This window comes from Rheinheimera mangrovi (genome assembly GCF_003990335.1).
GTDB classification, from domain to species: Bacteria; Pseudomonadota; Gammaproteobacteria; order Enterobacterales; family Alteromonadaceae; genus Pararheinheimera; species Pararheinheimera mangrovi.
This window is the reverse complement of record NZ_CP034683.1, coordinates 883006-899348: the sequence shown is the minus strand read 5'-3', so window position 1 is coordinate 899348 and position 16343 is coordinate 883006. Positions and strand designations below refer to the sequence as shown.

Annotated in this window: 16 protein-coding genes; all 16 read right to left on the bottom strand. The window is 45.6% G+C overall.

Translation table 11 applies throughout. The annotated features are described in order from the left end of the window. Nucleotides 1–8: 8 nt before the first annotated feature. Nucleotides 9–848, bottom strand: a complete 840-nt coding sequence (locus EK374_RS04220) for an HDOD domain-containing protein (protein WP_127020428.1) — start codon at nt 846–848, stop codon at nt 9–11. A 102-nt stretch (nt 849–950) separates the two neighbouring features. Continuing rightward, a complete protein-coding gene (locus EK374_RS04215) occupies nt 951–1370 on the bottom strand; it encodes an HIT domain-containing protein (protein WP_127020426.1) in 420 nt (139 codons plus the stop codon). Next, the gene (locus tag EK374_RS04210; RefSeq protein ID WP_127020424.1) at nt 1360–4026 is read right to left on the bottom strand and encodes an ATP-binding protein; all 2667 of its coding nucleotides are present in this window, start codon (nt 4024–4026) and stop codon (nt 1360–1362) included. Before EK374_RS04210 ends, EK374_RS04215 begins: the two co-directional genes overlap by 11 nt. A 75-nt stretch (nt 4027–4101) precedes the next feature. Beyond that, nucleotides 4102–4938, bottom strand: a complete 837-nt coding sequence (locus tag EK374_RS04205; protein WP_127020422.1) for an MBL fold metallo-hydrolase — start codon at nt 4936–4938, stop codon at nt 4102–4104. An 8-nt stretch (nt 4939–4946) separates the two neighbouring features. Beyond that, nucleotides 4947–6242, bottom strand: a complete 1296-nt coding sequence (locus EK374_RS04200) for an NCS2 family permease (RefSeq protein ID WP_127020420.1) — start codon at nt 6240–6242, stop codon at nt 4947–4949. 84 nt (nt 6243–6326) lie between these two features. Next, nucleotides 6327–7865 carry a M17 family metallopeptidase gene (locus tag EK374_RS04195; protein ID WP_127020418.1) on the bottom strand — a complete coding sequence of 513 codons (1539 nt, stop codon included), beginning with the start codon at nt 7863–7865 and terminating at the stop codon, nt 6327–6329. A 157-nt stretch (nt 7866–8022) separates the two neighbouring features. Beyond that, nucleotides 8023–8235, bottom strand: a complete 213-nt coding sequence (nqrM, locus tag EK374_RS04190; RefSeq protein WP_053425695.1) for a (Na+)-NQR maturation NqrM — start codon at nt 8233–8235, stop codon at nt 8023–8025. Nucleotides 8236–8472: 237 nt separating this feature from the next. Further along, on the bottom strand, nt 8473–9699 hold the full coding sequence (nqrF, locus tag EK374_RS04185) for an NADH:ubiquinone reductase (Na(+)-transporting) subunit F (RefSeq protein ID WP_127020416.1): 1227 nt from the start codon (nt 9697–9699) through the stop codon (nt 8473–8475). Nucleotides 9700–9724: 25 nt separating this feature from the next. After that, a complete protein-coding gene (nqrE, locus tag EK374_RS04180) occupies nt 9725–10333 on the bottom strand; it encodes an NADH:ubiquinone reductase (Na(+)-transporting) subunit E (RefSeq protein ID WP_127020414.1) in 609 nt (202 codons plus the stop codon). Nucleotides 10334–10343: 10 nt separating this feature from the next. After that, the gene (locus tag EK374_RS04175) at nt 10344–10973 is read right to left on the bottom strand and encodes an NADH:ubiquinone reductase (Na(+)-transporting) subunit D (protein ID WP_127020412.1); all 630 of its coding nucleotides are present in this window, start codon (nt 10971–10973) and stop codon (nt 10344–10346) included. Continuing rightward, entirely contained in the window at nt 10966–11754 is a 789-nt protein-coding gene (locus EK374_RS04170; protein ID WP_127020410.1) for a Na(+)-translocating NADH-quinone reductase subunit C, read from the bottom strand. Before EK374_RS04170 ends, EK374_RS04175 begins: the two co-directional genes overlap by 8 nt. Further along, nucleotides 11747–12952: an NADH:ubiquinone reductase (Na(+)-transporting) subunit B gene (locus EK374_RS04165; protein WP_127020408.1), complete on the bottom strand. Its 1206-nt coding sequence runs from the start codon at nt 12950–12952 to the stop codon at nt 11747–11749. Before EK374_RS04165 ends, EK374_RS04170 begins: the two co-directional genes overlap by 8 nt. Nucleotides 12953–12954: 2 nt before the next feature. Further along, nucleotides 12955–14289: a Na(+)-translocating NADH-quinone reductase subunit A gene (locus tag EK374_RS04160; protein ID WP_127020406.1), complete on the bottom strand. Its 1335-nt coding sequence runs from the start codon at nt 14287–14289 to the stop codon at nt 12955–12957. A 157-nt stretch (nt 14290–14446) separates the two neighbouring features. Then, nucleotides 14447–14575: a hypothetical protein gene (locus EK374_RS21000; protein ID WP_267898325.1), complete on the bottom strand. Its 129-nt coding sequence runs from the start codon at nt 14573–14575 to the stop codon at nt 14447–14449. Between the two features lie 33 nt (nt 14576–14608). Beyond that, a complete protein-coding gene (gene fabV, locus EK374_RS04155; RefSeq protein WP_127020404.1) occupies nt 14609–15802 on the bottom strand; it encodes an enoyl-ACP reductase FabV in 1194 nt (397 codons plus the stop codon). A gap of 195 nt (nt 15803–15997) precedes the next feature. Further along, nucleotides 15998–16339, bottom strand: a complete 342-nt coding sequence (locus EK374_RS04150; RefSeq protein ID WP_127020402.1) for a BolA family protein — start codon at nt 16337–16339, stop codon at nt 15998–16000. Between the last annotated feature and the right edge of the window lie 4 nt (nt 16340–16343).

Genomic DNA, 16343 nt, shown 5'->3' with positions numbered 1-16343 from the left:
AAAGTGAGTTAACTGAATAGAGCTCTTACTTCCTGAGAAATCAGACGTACTTCAGCAATATCCATAAAGTTCGCGTCCGGCACTATATTACGATCGATATAAGGTTGAAAGGCCTGCAAACGAGCTGCTCCTTCCAGTGGACTCTGCACCAGCGCTCCCAAGCGGATAAAGTCAATATAACTCACCTGTTCAGGCTGATAAGAAGGACTATTCCAGTTCAGCACTATCTGCACATAAGTATCCGAAAAATCCCATGCCCGCATAATGCTGGAACCTATCTGACCAGATAAAGTACTGATGGCGTTTTCTAAAAACTCCGGATCACCAAACACAGTCTGATAGCGCTCAGCTTCAGTTAAAATAGGAAGGGCACCAATTAAATGCATTAAACCAGCCAGCGTCATCACATCCAGATTAAGATTGCAGTGCTTATTATCTGCTATATACAGCTTCAAACAGGCCAGCGCTATACTGGTAATGTTAACGCTGTCGCGCCATACCAAAGCCATTCTTTCTTTGATTTGCTCATGTTGTGAAACAAAAAGCTGCTCCATCGCCATAGCTGTAGCAATATTTTTTATCTGACTTAAACCTATACGGGTGATGGCCTGATTCAGTGAATTCACCTTAATTGAACGTCCCATAAAAGCACTGTTGGCGACCTTAATCATGCGGGCAGCCAAAGCAGGATCCTGAGCTATGACATCTGTCATCATGAGCAGGTTACTGTCCGGGTCATCTGCTGTTTTGCGCACCCGAATAGCCATTTCAGGTAATGTTGGTAAAACCAGCATATCTGTGCGGATCTTTTCAACCAATATGGTTAATAAGGCATTTTCAGCCGACATAACAAAGTTCCTTACAACAATAAATTTCAGACAATCAGCGCCTAATACTAACTCAAAAGCGTCACAAAAAAGCACTCATGCTACAAGTTTAGGCCTGAACAGTCATGCAGGTACGGTTAATAACGACAGCTTATGTTTTAACTGCAATAAGGCGGCTTCGCTATACACTTTTGCCGGCGCCTTCCCCCATACCGGAGCGGGCCAGGCGATATCGTTTTCATAACGCACTATATGATGCACGTGCAATTGCGGAACCATATTCCCAAGGGCAGCCACGTTCAGTTTTTTGGCATTAAACTCTGATTTCAAAAATTCAGATAAAAAAGCGCTTTCCCGCCACAATTGTCCCTGCTCATCTTGCGTTAAATCAATAATTTCAACCATAGCAGCACGGCGGGGAACGAGAATAAACCAAGGATAGTTTGCATCATTTTGCACACGCAACTGACACAGCGGCCAGTCGGCTAACCACAAGCTATCCCGCTCAAGCTCAGGCGCCAGTTCAAACACATTATTGTTCACTCGTAATCTCCTGTTCCGTACCTTGATCTGCCGCCACTAAAGCGACAAATTCATCGACCAGGCATGTAGCCAGATCTAAATCAGCTTCTTGAGCTGCCAACTCCAGCCTCGACATCAATTCGGTTAACTCTGGATAGCCCATGCTGCCTGCGCTGCCCTTTACGCTGTGCGCCTCATACTGCAAGCGATGCCAATTTGCTGTCGCTAACCAAAGTTGAAAATCATCAAGCAAGGCTGGTAACCCTTGTCTAAAGTCTTGTTTGAGCTGCAAAATGACAGGATCGGATGCTAATTGAGCAGCCAGTTGTTCATCCAGCGTTTTACTGGTTTGACAGAATTTTTGTATCACAGCTAAGAAGTCTTTTTGTACTATAGGTTTGGATAAAACAGCCTGGCAGCCTGCTTTCAGATAACGGCTTTGATCTTCACTCATCACGTTGGCAGTTAAAGCAACAATAGGTAAGTCCATGCCGGCATGCCGGATCAAAGCTGTTGCTTCTTCCCCCCCCATTTCCGGCATTTGCATATCCATCAATACCAGATCAAAACTCTCCAGTAATACCCGCTCAACTGCTTTGTGACCATTTTCCACAATCACAGCCTGAATACCCAGTTTTTGCAGCAATACCTGAATAAGCAACTGGTTGTCAGGATTATCCTCAGCCACCAATAATTTAAGCTGGTGATAATCTGTGGGGACTTCCACGGTCAGAACTTCCTGCACAGAACGCTGATAACTGTTCACCAGACTAATATGCTGATGCTCGCAATTCATCACAATTTCAAAGCAACTGCCGATGCCTTTGACACTATCCACCTGAATATCGCCCTGCATCTGTTCCATCAGCTTTTTCGAAATACAAAGGCCAAGTCCTGAACCACCAAAATTGCGGGTGACTGCGGCATCAGCCTGAACAAAAGGTTGAAACAGTTTGCCTAACTCCGCTGCTGTAATACCTATACCGGTATCCTTGATTTTGATCCTCAGCACTTCTTCCGGTGTTTGGTAGGAAACATGAATCACTACCTTGCCTTTTTGGGTAAACTTGACAGCATTTGAACTCAGATTCAGTAGCACCTGTCGGAAACGCAAGGTGTCTGTATAGATAAATTGCGGTAAAGGATAGTGTAATTCCAACAAACATTGCAGGCCTTTTTGTTCTGCCTGCTGCCGGGTTAGCTGGTAAATATCATCCACTATAGCCAATAAATTCACTTGCTCGGTCAGTAGTTCCAATTTATCCGCTTCAATTTTTGATAAATCGAGAATATCGTTAATCAAAGCCAATAAATGATCACCGCTGCGCAGCACTCTGCGCAAATAATCAAGCTGGCGGTGCGGATCATTTTCCTGGATAGCCTGTTCGCTGAAACCAATAATAGCGGTTAGCGGGGTGCGTATTTCGTGACTCATATTGGCCAGAAATACGCTTTTTAGCCGGTTGGCTTGCTCTGCCACTTCCCGGGCTAAAATCAACTGCTGATTGGCATACTCCAGCTGCTGATTGGCATTGGCTAAATCCTGAGTTCTGACTGCAACTTTGTCTTCCAACTGCAACTGATAAGCCCGCTCGCGCTCACGGTACACTCTCAGCTGGCGAACCATTACATTAAAAGCCGCAAACATATCGCCTAACTCGTCCTGCTTTCTGACGGTTAATACTGTAGATAGGTCTCCACGCCCCACTGCAGTTTTGGCGACTGTGAGCTCCCGAATGGGCGTTAACACAAATCGGGCCAGCACCCAATAAATCAGCACAGGTAAACCTATACAGAACAAAATACAAAACAATGCAATTAATGATGGCTTATACGCCATACTTTTATCCAGCAATGCGGGTTGCACCCCAATGACCAACTGATAGGGGCCAGCCAATGACACGCCCGTCACCAGCATAGGCTGCCCCAATAACAAGCTTGGAACAAACTCGTGCTGATCAACACTGGCTTGAATTTCAGTAAAACTCACAGGTGAAAATGCGCTCCCCATCAATAAGGCATTTTCAGCGAAGGCTATTGTTGCAGCTTGACTGACGACTAAAGGCGCTCGCAGTTCACCACTTAACTGGCTGATACCACGTTGGAATAATTCGGGTTTGATCACCAGAACCACATAACCCCAAAGTCGCTTGAAATCACCGGATGACTGCCCCGACAGATAGACTTTCTGCGCAACATAAAGATTAAGTTGATTTGAACCTTGCTCACTGGATAGAAAAAAGCCTTTGTCATCCATCATCGACTGCAAAGCTGAAAAATACTGGTTTCGAAATCTGCTGGTTTCAGCCGCATTTTTTTGTTCAGGTATAGTGAGCTGGTAATCGCCATTTAAGCGAATAAACTTAATGGCGCTGATGTCAGGTTCCCGACTGCGATAACGTTCAAATTCTGTAATTAAATCAGCGTCCACTCCAGGCTCACCGGAAATAAAACGCTCAACCAGACGTTGGCTTGATAAGACCAGCAAACTTTGCTGATAAGAAGATAATTTCAAACGAATATTTTGTTGCGTTTGTACCAGCTCATTTTTGATTTGCAAAAACAGCTGCTGTTCGTAATAGCGCGCGCTGAAATGATAGGACAAATACCCCAGACATAACAAAGGCAGAACCAGAATAGGCAGCATGTAGACTACTAAAGTTTCACGTAACCTCATGAAGATCCTGATTTATACCCTAAAAGCGCCCTGTGCGATGCCAAAGCATAACCAGAGCGCCTTCGAACTACAAGACTAAGCTTTAAATAGCGTACGGATCCAACGCTCTTCGGTAATAAAGTTCCAGCTCCAGCTTTTCCATTGCGCTGACAATCCTTGAGCTACTATTTGCTCTTCAGTTTTGCCAGCGGCTTTCAGCGCACTCACTTCGGCGAGAGTCTGCTCCATCATGCTTAAAAAGCGCTGTAACCCCGCTCTATCCATTAAATCACCATGACCAGGGATTAACTTGGTTTTATCGTCGATTTGACTGAGCAGCAGTTTGACGTTGCTTATATAGCCCGTCACTGAACCTCCACTCTTTAGGTCAATAAAAGGGAAACGGTCCGCAAAGAATAAATCCCCTGTATGCAACACATTGGCATCTTTGAACCAAACGACCAAATCGCCATCCGTATGGCTGACGGGCATAGTCACCAGTTTTAAATTTATCCCATTAACGCTAAGCGTTTTTTCACCGACAAAAGTCTCTGTTGGTAAACCTGCCGCTGGGAATTTTGCGTCAGCTTTTAACCGGGTCAGCACATTAGTGTGTGCAATAATCTGAGCGCCTGAAGCTAAAGCCGCATTACCATTAACGTGATCACCATGAAAATGGGTGTTGACCAAGGTTTTAATCTGCATACCTGCTTGTTTGCGTTCAAGCTCAGCCTTGATTTGTGGTGCCATGTGTTCGTACTGCGAATCCACCACCAGCGCACCTTCCGGCCCCACTACAGCGGCCATATTACCGCCCGCCCCTTTAATCATATATAAATGCGGTGCTAATTCAGTGCTTGTGACCTGCACTTTATCCTCTGCAACTACAGCAGTGGATAACATCAATGCCAATAAAACTGTAACTTTCTTCATACCTTCCCTTATGCAAAGAAAAATTTAGCAGTAAAAACTGCGGTTAATACCCAGACGCTTAAAGTCGTTTTGGCCAAACGACCAGTCACCAGACAAAGCACCGCATAGGTAATAAATCCCATGCCTATGCCATCAGCGATAGAAAACGTCAGCGGCATCATCACCAAAACTACGACTACTGGCACGGATTCGATCAAATCGTTCCACTCTACATGCTGCAAGCTACTTAGCATTAAAGTCGCCACATAAAGCAAGGCTCCTGCTGTGGCATAAGCAGGCACCATTGCCGCCAGCGGAGATAACCAAAGTGCAGCTAAAAAGGCCAACCCTACTACTACCGCAGTTAAACCTGTGCGACCACCTGCAGCAACTCCGGCCGTGCTTTCAACATAACTGGTGGTAGTGGACGTGCCCACTAAAGCACCAGCAATAGTAGCCGAACTGTCAGCCAATAAAGCGCCTCTTAAACGGGGGATTTCACCATTGGGTTTTAACAAACCCGCTCTTTGGCTAACAGCGACGAGAGTGCCAGAGGTATCAAATAAATCTAAAAACAATAAGCTTAAAATCACTGGCACCATGGCCCATTGCAGCACAGAGGCAAAATCCAGCTGTAAAAAAGTAGCAGCTAAAGAAGGAGGCATAGCCACAACACCAGTAAAGCTGGTGTCACCGCGCCACCAAGCGATAGCAGTGATCACTAAAATACTGATAAATACGGCCGCATGTTGTTTGCGATGCGCCAGTGCAAAAATCAGGAAAAAACCAGCTATGGCCAACAGCACTTTAGGGTCATGCAAATCGCCCAGCGTCACCAGCGTCGCAGGGCTGGCCACTATGATATTGGCAGTTTTTAATGCAATCAGCGCCAAAAACATCCCGATACCTGCAGCTATCCCCATCTTTAACGCGAAGGGGATACTCTGAATAATCCATTCCCGAATTTTGAAGATACTCAGCAGTAAAAACAAAACACCGGAGCAAAATACTGCAGCTAATGCAGTCTGCCAGCTATGGCCCTGTTCCAGCACTATCACATAAGTAAAAAATGCGTTCAGCCCCATACCTGGAGCTAAAGCTACGGGTAAATTAGCCAGCATACCCATAGCAATAGAGCCAAAAGCTGCCGCCAGACAAGTTGCGACAAAAACAGCCCCATGATCCATACCGGTTTGTGCCAGCATACTGGGGTTCACAAACAGGATATAACTCATCGCCATAAAGGTAGTAAGGCCAGCGATCAGCTCTTTTTTAATGCTGCTCTGGCGCGCCGTCAACTCAAAATAACGATCTATAAATTTCATCAGCTCAGATCCGTTTGTCAGATGCAGAAATGCAAAAACCCGAAGCATAGCCCCGGGTCTTTCAACAGCCAAGTAAATTCTTGCCTATAAACAATAATGAGCGGCCAAAGCTGCGACAGGTGAAGCCGAAGGCTTACCATGTTGCCAGTCGCCGCCGTCTACCCCACTGCCGGCAATGTCGATGTGGCAATAAGGCAGCGGTTGTTCAGTGTTTAATGCGTGTTGATCCAAACCTGCAGCTGCGACTAAAAACGCCATAGGGAACTGATGGCCACGTGGCGTCACTGAAGAAGGCGCGTTGTTACAACTTAATAAATCATCGGCTGAACTGCGACCTTTAATAAAGCTAAAGTCTTCACGGCGGCTACGGGAGATTTCGCTCGGGTCCGCCCATAAATCCCCCACCATAGCCAGATCGGCAGATAAACCCATACGGCGGGCAGCACCGTTTTCAACCAGAGCACTGTATGGCCCAACTGCACGGGCCGCATGACCTGTTAAAGTTGCAATAGAATATAAGGTAGGATTGACCGCAGTTTTGGCATCTTCGCGTAAATGCGATAATAAGTCCGCTAATACCAGACGACCTTCAGCATCCGTATTACCAATACGTACCCGTACTCCCGCATGGCTGGTAATAATTTCATCCGGCACAAAAGCGTCAGAACCTATGCTGTTACGCACAGCGCCAATTTCCGCGATGATGCGAATGCCTTTGGTTTTTAACAAGGCTACAGTTTTGATAAAACCAGCCACAGCCGCCGCACCGCCTTTATCACGACTCATACCTGCCATGCCGCCGCCGATTTTTAAGTCTGCACCACCAGTGTCATACACCAGGCCTTTACCGGCAAATAACAGAGTTTGTTCAATATCACCTTCGCCCTGATACTCAAGACGGATCACAGCAGGTTTATGACGTTCAACCTGCAAAGAGCTGCGTGCTACAGCCATCAGTAGGGGATAATCTTTTTGCAGCGTATCGACTTTAGTTTCTACCGATACCTGTACATCAGTACCGGCAAAAGTTTCAACACAATAATCAGCGAAGCGACGTGGCGCCATACGCTCAGGTTCAGTGCCGCATAAATCACGGGCAACACGTTTCCCTGCCTCAACGGCGTCCATATAACGGGCCTGATATTCTGTTACACCGATTACGCCAATTTGAGTGACAGGTTCAATCACTGCTTCACCACGGGCTTCACGGCCTTCCAACGGCTGCCACAAGGCCTGACAGGCACCTAAATACGCTACTTCTGCTGCATATTGATAAGCATCTGGATCCGGTGCAATCACATACAAAGCCGGAGATTTAGCACCAGCGGCTTTGGCCTGACTGATACCTTGTTTGGCGGCATCATAAAAACTGCGGACATCATCGTAATCTCTGTCCAGTGGGCCAGTAGGTGAAAGCACTAAACGTTGGCCCGGCGCTTTTGCAGATAACAACAACACAGTTTCTTTGCCGATACGGCTATCTATAGCCGCAGCAGCATTAATTTCAGACTGTAATTCAGTCACAGCAGTAAAATCGGACGCAATAATAATCAGAGCATCCCATTGAGAGTCATTCAGAGCAGCCTGAACAGAAGATACAGCGATAGCAACCGGATAAGACATGAATGTGGCCTCAAAAAAATAATGAGCTGCATTATTAAGTACGCGGCGCTTTGAGGCAATAGAACAAAAGGATGCGAGATTTATACCCTGTAGCTAAAAACTGACAAGCCAGCGAGAGCTGGCTTGACGGGCGTTGATAAAACAAAAATACGCAGTATCAGATAATTTTATTCTGCTGCCATTCCTGCTCTTTTTTCATACGTTGCTGACGTTTCTCACAAGGGGTATCGCAGTCACAGGCCTTTTCGATGCCTAAAGCACCCAAGCCACCACAGCTGCCGGCTATGGTTTTACGTTGCACCATGTAGCCTATAGCCATAGCAGCAACTACAACTATCAGGATGATAAAAGTAAAAATAAAAACTTCCATAGCCACCTCATCAAACTTAGAAGCGTTGAACAACCAGTCTGCCTGCTTGCCCGTTACAGGGCGCTATTGTAACAAGTTTCAGCCACTATCCCTACGCAAAAACGTGATTCAGACAAATAAAAAATTGTCAGGACCAATTTTTAACAATGCGAAGCATTGGCACGAAGGGTGAGCGCCAAGGATGGCTGCGAATAAAAATGGGGTCCCAAGGGACCCCATTTTTTAATTTGCTTTAGCTTAACCGCCGAAGTCATCCAACAGAATGTTGTCGTCTTCTACACCTAAGTCTTTCAGCATGTTGATCACCGCTTTGTTCATCATCGGTGGACCACACATATAAAACTCACAGTCTTCCGGAGCTTTGTGGTTTTTCAGGTAATTTTCAAACAACACGTTGTGAATAAAACCTGTGTAACCAGTCCAGTTATCTTCCGGCTGTGGATCAGATAAGGCCACGTGCCACTTAAAGTTTTCGTTTTCAGCTTGCAGCATGTCGAAATCTTCAACATAAAACATTTCACGCTTAGAACGGGCACCGTACCAGAAGCTCATCTTACGTTTGGATTTCAGACGGCGTAACTGGTCAAAAATGTGTGAACGCATTGGGGCCATACCAGCACCACCACCTACGAATACCATTTCTGCTTCAGTGTCTTTCGCGAAGAACTCACCGAATGGACCAGAAATAGTCACTTTATCACCGGCTTTTAAGCTCCAGATGTACGAAGACATTTTACCGCAAGGTAAGCTCAGGTTATTTGGCGGAGGCGAAGCAATCCGCACGTTTAACATGATAATGCCTTCTTCTTCCGGATAGTTCGCCATAGAGTAAGCACGAATAGTTTCTTCGTCTACTTTGGATTCCAGAGTGAAGAACTTAAAGCGTTCCCAGTCACCACGATATTCAGCTGGAATATCAAAGTCAGCGTACTTCACATGGTGAGCCGGAGCTTCAATCTGAATGTAACCACCAGCACGGAAAGGTACTGATTCGCCATCAGGAATAGCCAGCTTCAATTCTTTGATAAAGGTTGCTTTGTTATCGTTAGAGATAACAGTACATTCCCACTTTTTAATACCAAAGATTTCCGGTTCAACTTCGATTTCCATGTCAGTTTTCACACTAACCTGACAAGCTAAACGACAACCTTCGCGACGATCACCTTTAGTCAGATGGCCCATTTCCACAGGTAAAACGTCGCCGCCACCTGCATGAACATGAACACGGCACTGACCACAAGAACCACCGCCACCACAAGCTGACGACAGGAAAATACCTTTATCAGCTAAAGCGCCAAGTAATTTGCCGCCGGCTTTTGTTTGAATGGCTAACTTAGGGTCGCCATTCACTCCAATGGTAATGTCACCTGAAGACACCAGTTTGGCCTTAGCAGCTAAAATCATAACAACTAAAGCCAGAACCAGCAGGGTGAACATTCCAACGCCAAGATATATCTCTTGCATTGTTCTTTCCTTTTACAGCAATTGCTTACAGTGAAACGCCTGAGAAGGACATAAAGCCCAAGCCCATTAAACCAACCATGATAAAACGTGAACCTAAACCACGCACGCCAGCTGGCATGTCGGCATATTTCAGTTTTTCACTGACGGCGGCCATTAACGTGATAGCCAGAGTCCAGCCAATACCACTACCTAAACCAAAGACTACGCTTTCACCGAAGTTATAATCGCGCTCAACCATAAAGGCTACAGCACCAAAAATTGCGCAGTTTACTGTGATCAAAGGTAAGAAAATACCTAAAGCGTTGTACAAAGCAGGTACGTACTTGTCTAAGAACATCTCTACGATTTGTACTAAGGCTGCGATCACACCGATATAAGTGATAAAGCCCAGGAAACTTAAATCTGTGCCAGGAAAACCAGCCCACGCTAAAGCACCAGGAGCCAACAGGTTGTGATAAACCAGGTTATTTACAGGCACAGACAAAGCTAAAACGAAAGTTACAGCTATGCCTAAGCTGAATGCCGTTTTGACTTGTTTTGACACTGCGATAAAAGTACACATACCGAGGAAAAAGGCTAACGCCAGGTTCTCGATAAAGACTGCACGAACAAATAAACTAATGTAGTGTTCCATTGATAGCCCCTTATGCCTTCTCAACTTGCTCTGGACGGAAGGTACGCAGTATCCAGATCAACAAGCCGATGATGATAAACGCACTTGGTGCAATCAACATCATACCCATAGGCTGATACCAGCCACCGGCGCTGACTAATGGGAGTATTTCAACACCAAATAAAGTACCAGAACCAAAGAGTTCACGGATAAACGCAACGATCAGCAACAACACTGTGTAGCCTAAACCGTTACCAATACCGTCTAAAAAGCTCATTAATGGTGGGCTTTTCATGGCATAAGCTTCAGCACGACCCATTACGATACAGTTGGTGATAATCAAACCAACAAATACCGACAGCTCTTTGGCTACGTTGTAAGCAAAAGCTTTCAGCACCTGATCCACCACTATTACCAGTGAAGCGATAATGGTCATCTGTACTATGATACGAACGCTGGATGGAATATGGTTACGGATCATCGAGATAAACATGCTCGAGAAGGCCGTTACCAAAGTCAGCGCTATACCCATAACTAAAGCTTTATCCAGCTTAGTGGTTACAGCCAACGCAGAACAAATACCTAATACTTGTAATGCGATAGGGTTATTTGCAAAGACAGGTCCGAAGACGAGGCTTTTAATTTCTTTTGCACTAGCCATTGTTTAATGCTCCATCGCGAACTTTGGTCAGGAAAGGTGCGAAACCTTTGGCGCCAGCCCAAAAATCGAAAGTATTCTGTACACCCTTACTGGTTAAAGTGGCGCCAGACAAACCATCTACTTCATAGGCTGAAGTAGGATTTGCATTACCTGGCTTCATCACTTTGATAGCCGGAGCACCAGACTCGTCCAACAACTTCTTGCCAACAAATTGAGCAGTCCATTTAGGGTTTTGTACTTCACCACCTAAACCAGCGGTTTCGCCTTGTTCATAGTAGTTAATACCTTTAATGGTATTGCCATCGTTATCCAAAGCTAAAAAGGCGTGCATAGTCGACCATAAACCATAACCATGGACTGGTAGAACTATGGCTGATAACTTGCCAGATTCAACGCCGTCGTTATAGGCGAAGTAAACAGGAGCAATATTGGCACGGCTCTTAATCGAAGCCTTGTCGTCCGCACCTTCCAACTTGATGCTGGTTTCAGGCGCTTTCATCGCTCTGCGGTAGTCATAGCTTTCCGGAGCCATATCAACGAACTCGCCGGTATTCAGATCCACTAAACGCTCCTGAATATGCTTAGCGTAAAGTTCTTTGATGTCGCCACCAGATAACAAACCCGTCACTGCCAGAACGTTTTTCTGAGAATCTAACAGTTTGTTTTCAACCTGTTTTGGACGCAACTGCACAGCAGCTGTTGCTACCAAAATTGCACAAACCAGACATAAAGCAATAACCACAAAAAAGGTTTTGCCGATACTATCGTTATTACTAAACATTACGAGCAAGCCTCCGTTTGATATTCGACTGGGCCACCATGTAATCAAACAGCGGAGCAAATAAGTTAGCAAACAATATAGCCAACATCATACCTTCAGGGTAAGCCGGGTTTACCACACGGATCATCACCACCATAAAACCAATCAGGATACCGTAAGCCCATTTACCTTGATTTGTGAAAGAGGCCGATACCGGGTCTGTTGCCATAAAGAACATACCAATAGCGAAGCCGCCTAACACAATATGCCAGTACCAAGGCATAGCAAACATAGCATTTGTTTCTGAACCAATCATGTTGAACATAGTGGCAAAAACAACAGTACCGACCATAACACCAGCCACAATACGCCATGAGGCAATGCGGAAGTAAATTAAGGCTAAACCACCGATCATCAGAGCTAAGAAGGACGTTTCACCTACTGAGCCTGGAATAAAACCGTAAAACGCATCCCACCACTGAGCATTGATTGACCAGTCAGATACTTCACCATTGACGGCTTTAGACAACCAGGTAGCACCAGAGAAACCATCAGCTACTGTCCATACTTTGTCACCTGAAATCTGTGCCGGGTAAGCAAAGAACAGGAAAGCACGACCAGCTAACGCAGGGTTTAAGAAGTTACGGCCTGTACCACCAAAGACTTCTTTTGCCACAACCACACCAAAGGTAATACCTAAAGCGGCTTGCCACAGAGGAATAGAAGCAGGAAGAATTAAGGCGAATAGAATAGAAGTAACGAAGAAACCTTCGTTGATTTCATGCTTACGCACGGAAGCAAACAACACTTCCCAGAAACCACCTACAACGAATACAGTGGCATATATAGGCAGGAACCAAACGGCGCCGTACCACATTTTGCTGCCCCAACCCGATTCAGCGCTGAGTTCACCACCCAGTAACTGGAATAAGCCGACTTGCCAGGTCTCAGGCATACCAAAACCAGCCTGCAGCGCGATAACCGCCTGATGACCGATATTGAACATACCAAAAAACAACGCAGGGAATAACATTAACCAGACAAAAATCATGATACGTTTCAGATCGATACTGTCACGAACATGAGTACCCGCTTTGGTCACCAGACCAGGGGTATAGAAAATAGTTGCAGCAGCTTCATATAAAGCATACCACTTTTCGTATTTTCCGCCTTTCTCGAACTGCGGCTCAATACTTTCTAAAAAATGCTTTAAACCCATTTTTAGCCTTCCTTCTGGATAGTCGTCAGGCAATCACGCAATGCTATGCCGTAGTCATATTTACCAGGGCAAACAAAGGTAGATAACGCCAAATCTTCTTCATCCAGCTCTAAACAACCTAAAGAGACCGCGCCATCTGTATCACCAACCAACAGGTCACGTAATAACAGAGTTGGCAGAATATCCAACGGCATCACACGTTCATAGTTACCTATTGGTACCATGGCACGTGACGAACCATTGGTGGTGGTGGTCATATTAAACAGGCGTTTAGGATTTAAGTGAGCCAAGTAAGCACGGGTCACAGAGAACTTGTCAGCACCAGGCATAGCCCAGCCTAAAAACTCTTTGTCATACCCTTCTGCCAGCACAGACACCTGGTTGTGGAAACGTCCAAGGTAACCATGCACACCACCGGCAGCAGCGCCTGATAATACAGAACCAGAAATGATACGGTTCTGACCATCTTGCAGCTCACCTGCAGTCAGCTCAGCAATAGAAGCACCTAAGACTGTTTTCACTAAACGTGGATTTTTCACTACAGGACCGGCTAAAGAGATCACACGCTCTGAATTCAGTTGACCTGAAGTGAAGAGTGCGCCGATCGCAATCACGTCCTGATAGTTGATATGCCACACCACTTTTTTGATGCCGACAGGGTCGAGGAAATGGATATGAGTGCCAGGTAAACCAGCCGGGTGCGGACCGTCAAACTCTTCAACCTGCACAGCAGGAACTGAAGGGACATTGCTACCCGCTTTTTTACACAGATAAACTTTGTCAGACAAACGGGATAACACTGTTAAACCATTGCTGAAGTCTGCACTGCGTTGTGCTATTACTACAGTCGGATCAGCAGCCAATGGATTAGTGTCCATAGCCGTGACGAAAATAGCTCTAGGTGTGCTGTCAACCGCTGGCGAAGTGCTGAATGGTCTGGTGCGTAAAGCAGTCCACAAACCTGAACCTGTTAAGTTCTTCTTCACTTGTTCAACAGTTAACGTAGCAAGTTCTGCAGCGGTGAAGGAATCAAAAGCGACGGACTCGTCACCTTCAGCTTCAATAACAACAGACTGCAACACACGCTTAGCACCGCGGTTGATTTCTTTGACTGTACCGGCAACAGACGCCGTGAAAAATACGCCTGGATTCTTTTTGTCTTCAAAAAGAGCCTGACCTTTTTTCACACGGTCCCCAACCTCTACCAGCATTGTAGGACGCATACCGACGTACTCTTCGCCTAGTACAGCAACGTGTTTGATGGACGGGCCATCATGTATGTCTTGTTTGGGACTGCCCGAAAGGGGAATGTCCAATCCTTTTTTGATTTTTATCATACGTACTTGCACTTTTAACGGGAAGAAACAGGGCCTGGTTTATCGGCTGCTCGCCGCGCGTAGCATCCGGGACCTCAACAGCCTAACCTCTGTTGCAGGTGGCGGACACACGTACCAAAGTCGCGGATTCTAGCACTAAACATAAGTGCTATCTATGTTAATCAACAAAATTATCCAGCATTTCAGCCGACTTGAGCTCAGTGTAGACAAGATTTTTAACTTTGCCTTTCGCTCTGCTGTCAATGCTTTCAAATTCAGTTAAATCGACCAAAAACCAAAGGTTCATTAAAAAAAAGCCGCATGAAGCGGCTTTTCAAAGTTACTGCACCAGATTTTTCAGCGGCAATAAGGCCGGCACATCGGCGTCGTAATCGACATGGCTGTAGCCAAAACCGAATAACCGCAGGAATTCATTGTGATAACCTTTGTAATCGGTCAGCTCATCAATGTTTTCTGTGGTCACCTGGCCCCATAAGTCTTTGACTGCAGACTGGATATGATCAGACAATTCTTTGCCATCCATGCGCAGGCGACCACCTTCGTCTAAAGTGCGGCTGTTGTTGTAAAGCGCTTGCTGGAACAAACCATAAATCTGTTCGATACAACCTTCATGAGTGCCTTCTTCTTTCATCACACGGTATAACAAGGAGATATAGAGCGGCATAATAGGAATAGCAGAACTGGCTTGTGTCACTAAAGCTTTTAATGAAGCTACATAAGCATGGCCTGCAACTGAATCCAGTTTTTGCGTAATAGCAGTAGCGGCACGGTCTAAATCTTCTTTGGCTTTGCCGATAGTGGCTTTGCCGTAGATAGGCCAAGTCAGCTCTTTGCCAATGTAAGTGTAAGCAACGGTCTGGCAACCTTCAGCTAAAACACCAGCTGCATGCAGCTGATCTAACCAGCGTTCCCAGTCTTCCCCACCCATGACTTTTACCGTATTGAAGATTTCTTCATCAGAAGCAGGTTCAACAGAAACGTTTTCAATTTCACGTTTGCTGGTATTCAGGGTTTTGGCAGTGTAAGCCTGAGCTATAGGCTTTAATACTGAGCTGTAGACTTCGCCAGTCACCGGGTCTTTACGACGCGGAGCAGCCAGGCTGTAGACCACTAAATCAATTTTGCCCATTTCACGACGTATTAAATCAATAGCCTGGGATTTTAACTCGTCGGTAAAGGCATCACCGTTCAGGTGTTTGTTCCACAAGCCTTCAGTAGTTGCGGCCTGTTCAAAAGCCACAGTGTTGTACCAGCCAGCAGAAGCTGTTTTGCCTTCGGTAGGTTCTTTTTCAAAAAAGATACCTAAGGTTTTAGCACCTGAAGCAAAAGCTGAAGTAATACGGGAAGCCAGGCCATAACCCGTTGAAGCACCAATGACTAATACATTTTTTGGACCACCGGCCACAGGGCCTTTGGCTTTGACATAATCAATTTGTTCTTGCACATGAGCAGCACAACCGACCGGATGCGCGTTAGTGCAGATAAAACCACGAATTTTAGGTTGGATAACCATAACAAAACCTATTGTTGGTTGAAAATTGTCAGCTAGTTTAAGCCGTTAGCTTAAAAAACAGGTCTGATCAGCAAAAATAGCAGCATTGTGGATTTAAAAACAAGAACTTAGTCACATCTGCAACTGCATGACCAAATCAAAATACAGCGGCGGATAAAGTTAAAGCGTCTTACGACGCTTTAACTTAGTAGGATCTCAGGACTCCGGTAAGGCAGTTTTTTCTCTTTTACTGCCACCAAAACATTTAGGCGATGCCGGTGGTTTTTCGGCGTAATATTCGTACCATTCGCCAGGTGTATAGGTATGCAAGGCTAAAGCATGAATTTTTTCGGCCAACTCCTCGGCCACTACGGCATTGACTGCCCTGTGGCGGTTTAACAATCTCATGCCATCAAAGGCATTTGTCACTATCACGACTTTAAAATGTGACTCCGAACCCGGTGCCACACTGTGCATATGGCTTTCATTGACCACGTCAAGGAACACAGGATCAAATGCGCTCAATAACTTCTGTTCTATTGCGGTATGAACCAACATAGCT

Coding starts and splice junctions, on each gene's coding strand:
- EK374_RS04220 (WP_127020428.1), bottom strand. CDS start 848: ATGTCGGCTGAAAATGCCTTATTAACCATATTGGTTGAAAAGATCCGC.
- EK374_RS04210 (WP_127020424.1), bottom strand. CDS start 4,026: ATGAGGTTACGTGAAACTTTAGTAGTCTACATGCTGCCTATTCTGGTT.
- EK374_RS04205 (WP_127020422.1), bottom strand. CDS start 4,938: ATGAAGAAAGTTACAGTTTTATTGGCATTGATGTTATCCACTGCTGTA.
- EK374_RS04200 (WP_127020420.1), bottom strand. CDS start 6,242: ATGAAATTTATAGATCGTTATTTTGAGTTGACGGCGCGCCAGAGCAGC.
- EK374_RS04195 (WP_127020418.1), bottom strand. CDS start 7,865: ATGTCTTATCCGGTTGCTATCGCTGTATCTTCTGTTCAGGCTGCTCTG.
- nqrM (WP_053425695.1), bottom strand. CDS start 8,235: ATGGAAGTTTTTATTTTTACTTTTATCATCCTGATAGTTGTAGTTGCT.
- nqrF (WP_127020416.1), bottom strand. CDS start 9,699: ATGCAAGAGATATATCTTGGCGTTGGAATGTTCACCCTGCTGGTTCTG.
- nqrE (WP_127020414.1), bottom strand. CDS start 10,333: ATGGAACACTACATTAGTTTATTTGTTCGTGCAGTCTTTATCGAGAAC.
- EK374_RS04175 (WP_127020412.1), bottom strand. CDS start 10,973: ATGGCTAGTGCAAAAGAAATTAAAAGCCTCGTCTTCGGACCTGTCTTT.
- EK374_RS04170 (WP_127020410.1), bottom strand. CDS start 11,754: ATGTTTAGTAATAACGATAGTATCGGCAAAACCTTTTTTGTGGTTATT.
- EK374_RS04165 (WP_127020408.1), bottom strand. CDS start 12,952: ATGGGTTTAAAGCATTTTTTAGAAAGTATTGAGCCGCAGTTCGAGAAA.
- EK374_RS04160 (WP_127020406.1), bottom strand. CDS start 14,289: ATGATAAAAATCAAAAAAGGATTGGACATTCCCCTTTCGGGCAGTCCC.
- EK374_RS21000 (WP_267898325.1), bottom strand. CDS start 14,575: ATGAACCTTTGGTTTTTGGTCGATTTAACTGAATTTGAAAGCATTGAC.
- fabV (WP_127020404.1), bottom strand. CDS start 15,802: ATGGTTATCCAACCTAAAATTCGTGGTTTTATCTGCACTAACGCGCAT.
- EK374_RS04150 (WP_127020402.1), bottom strand. CDS start 16,339: ATGTTGGTTCATACCGCAATAGAACAGAAGTTATTGAGCGCATTTGAT.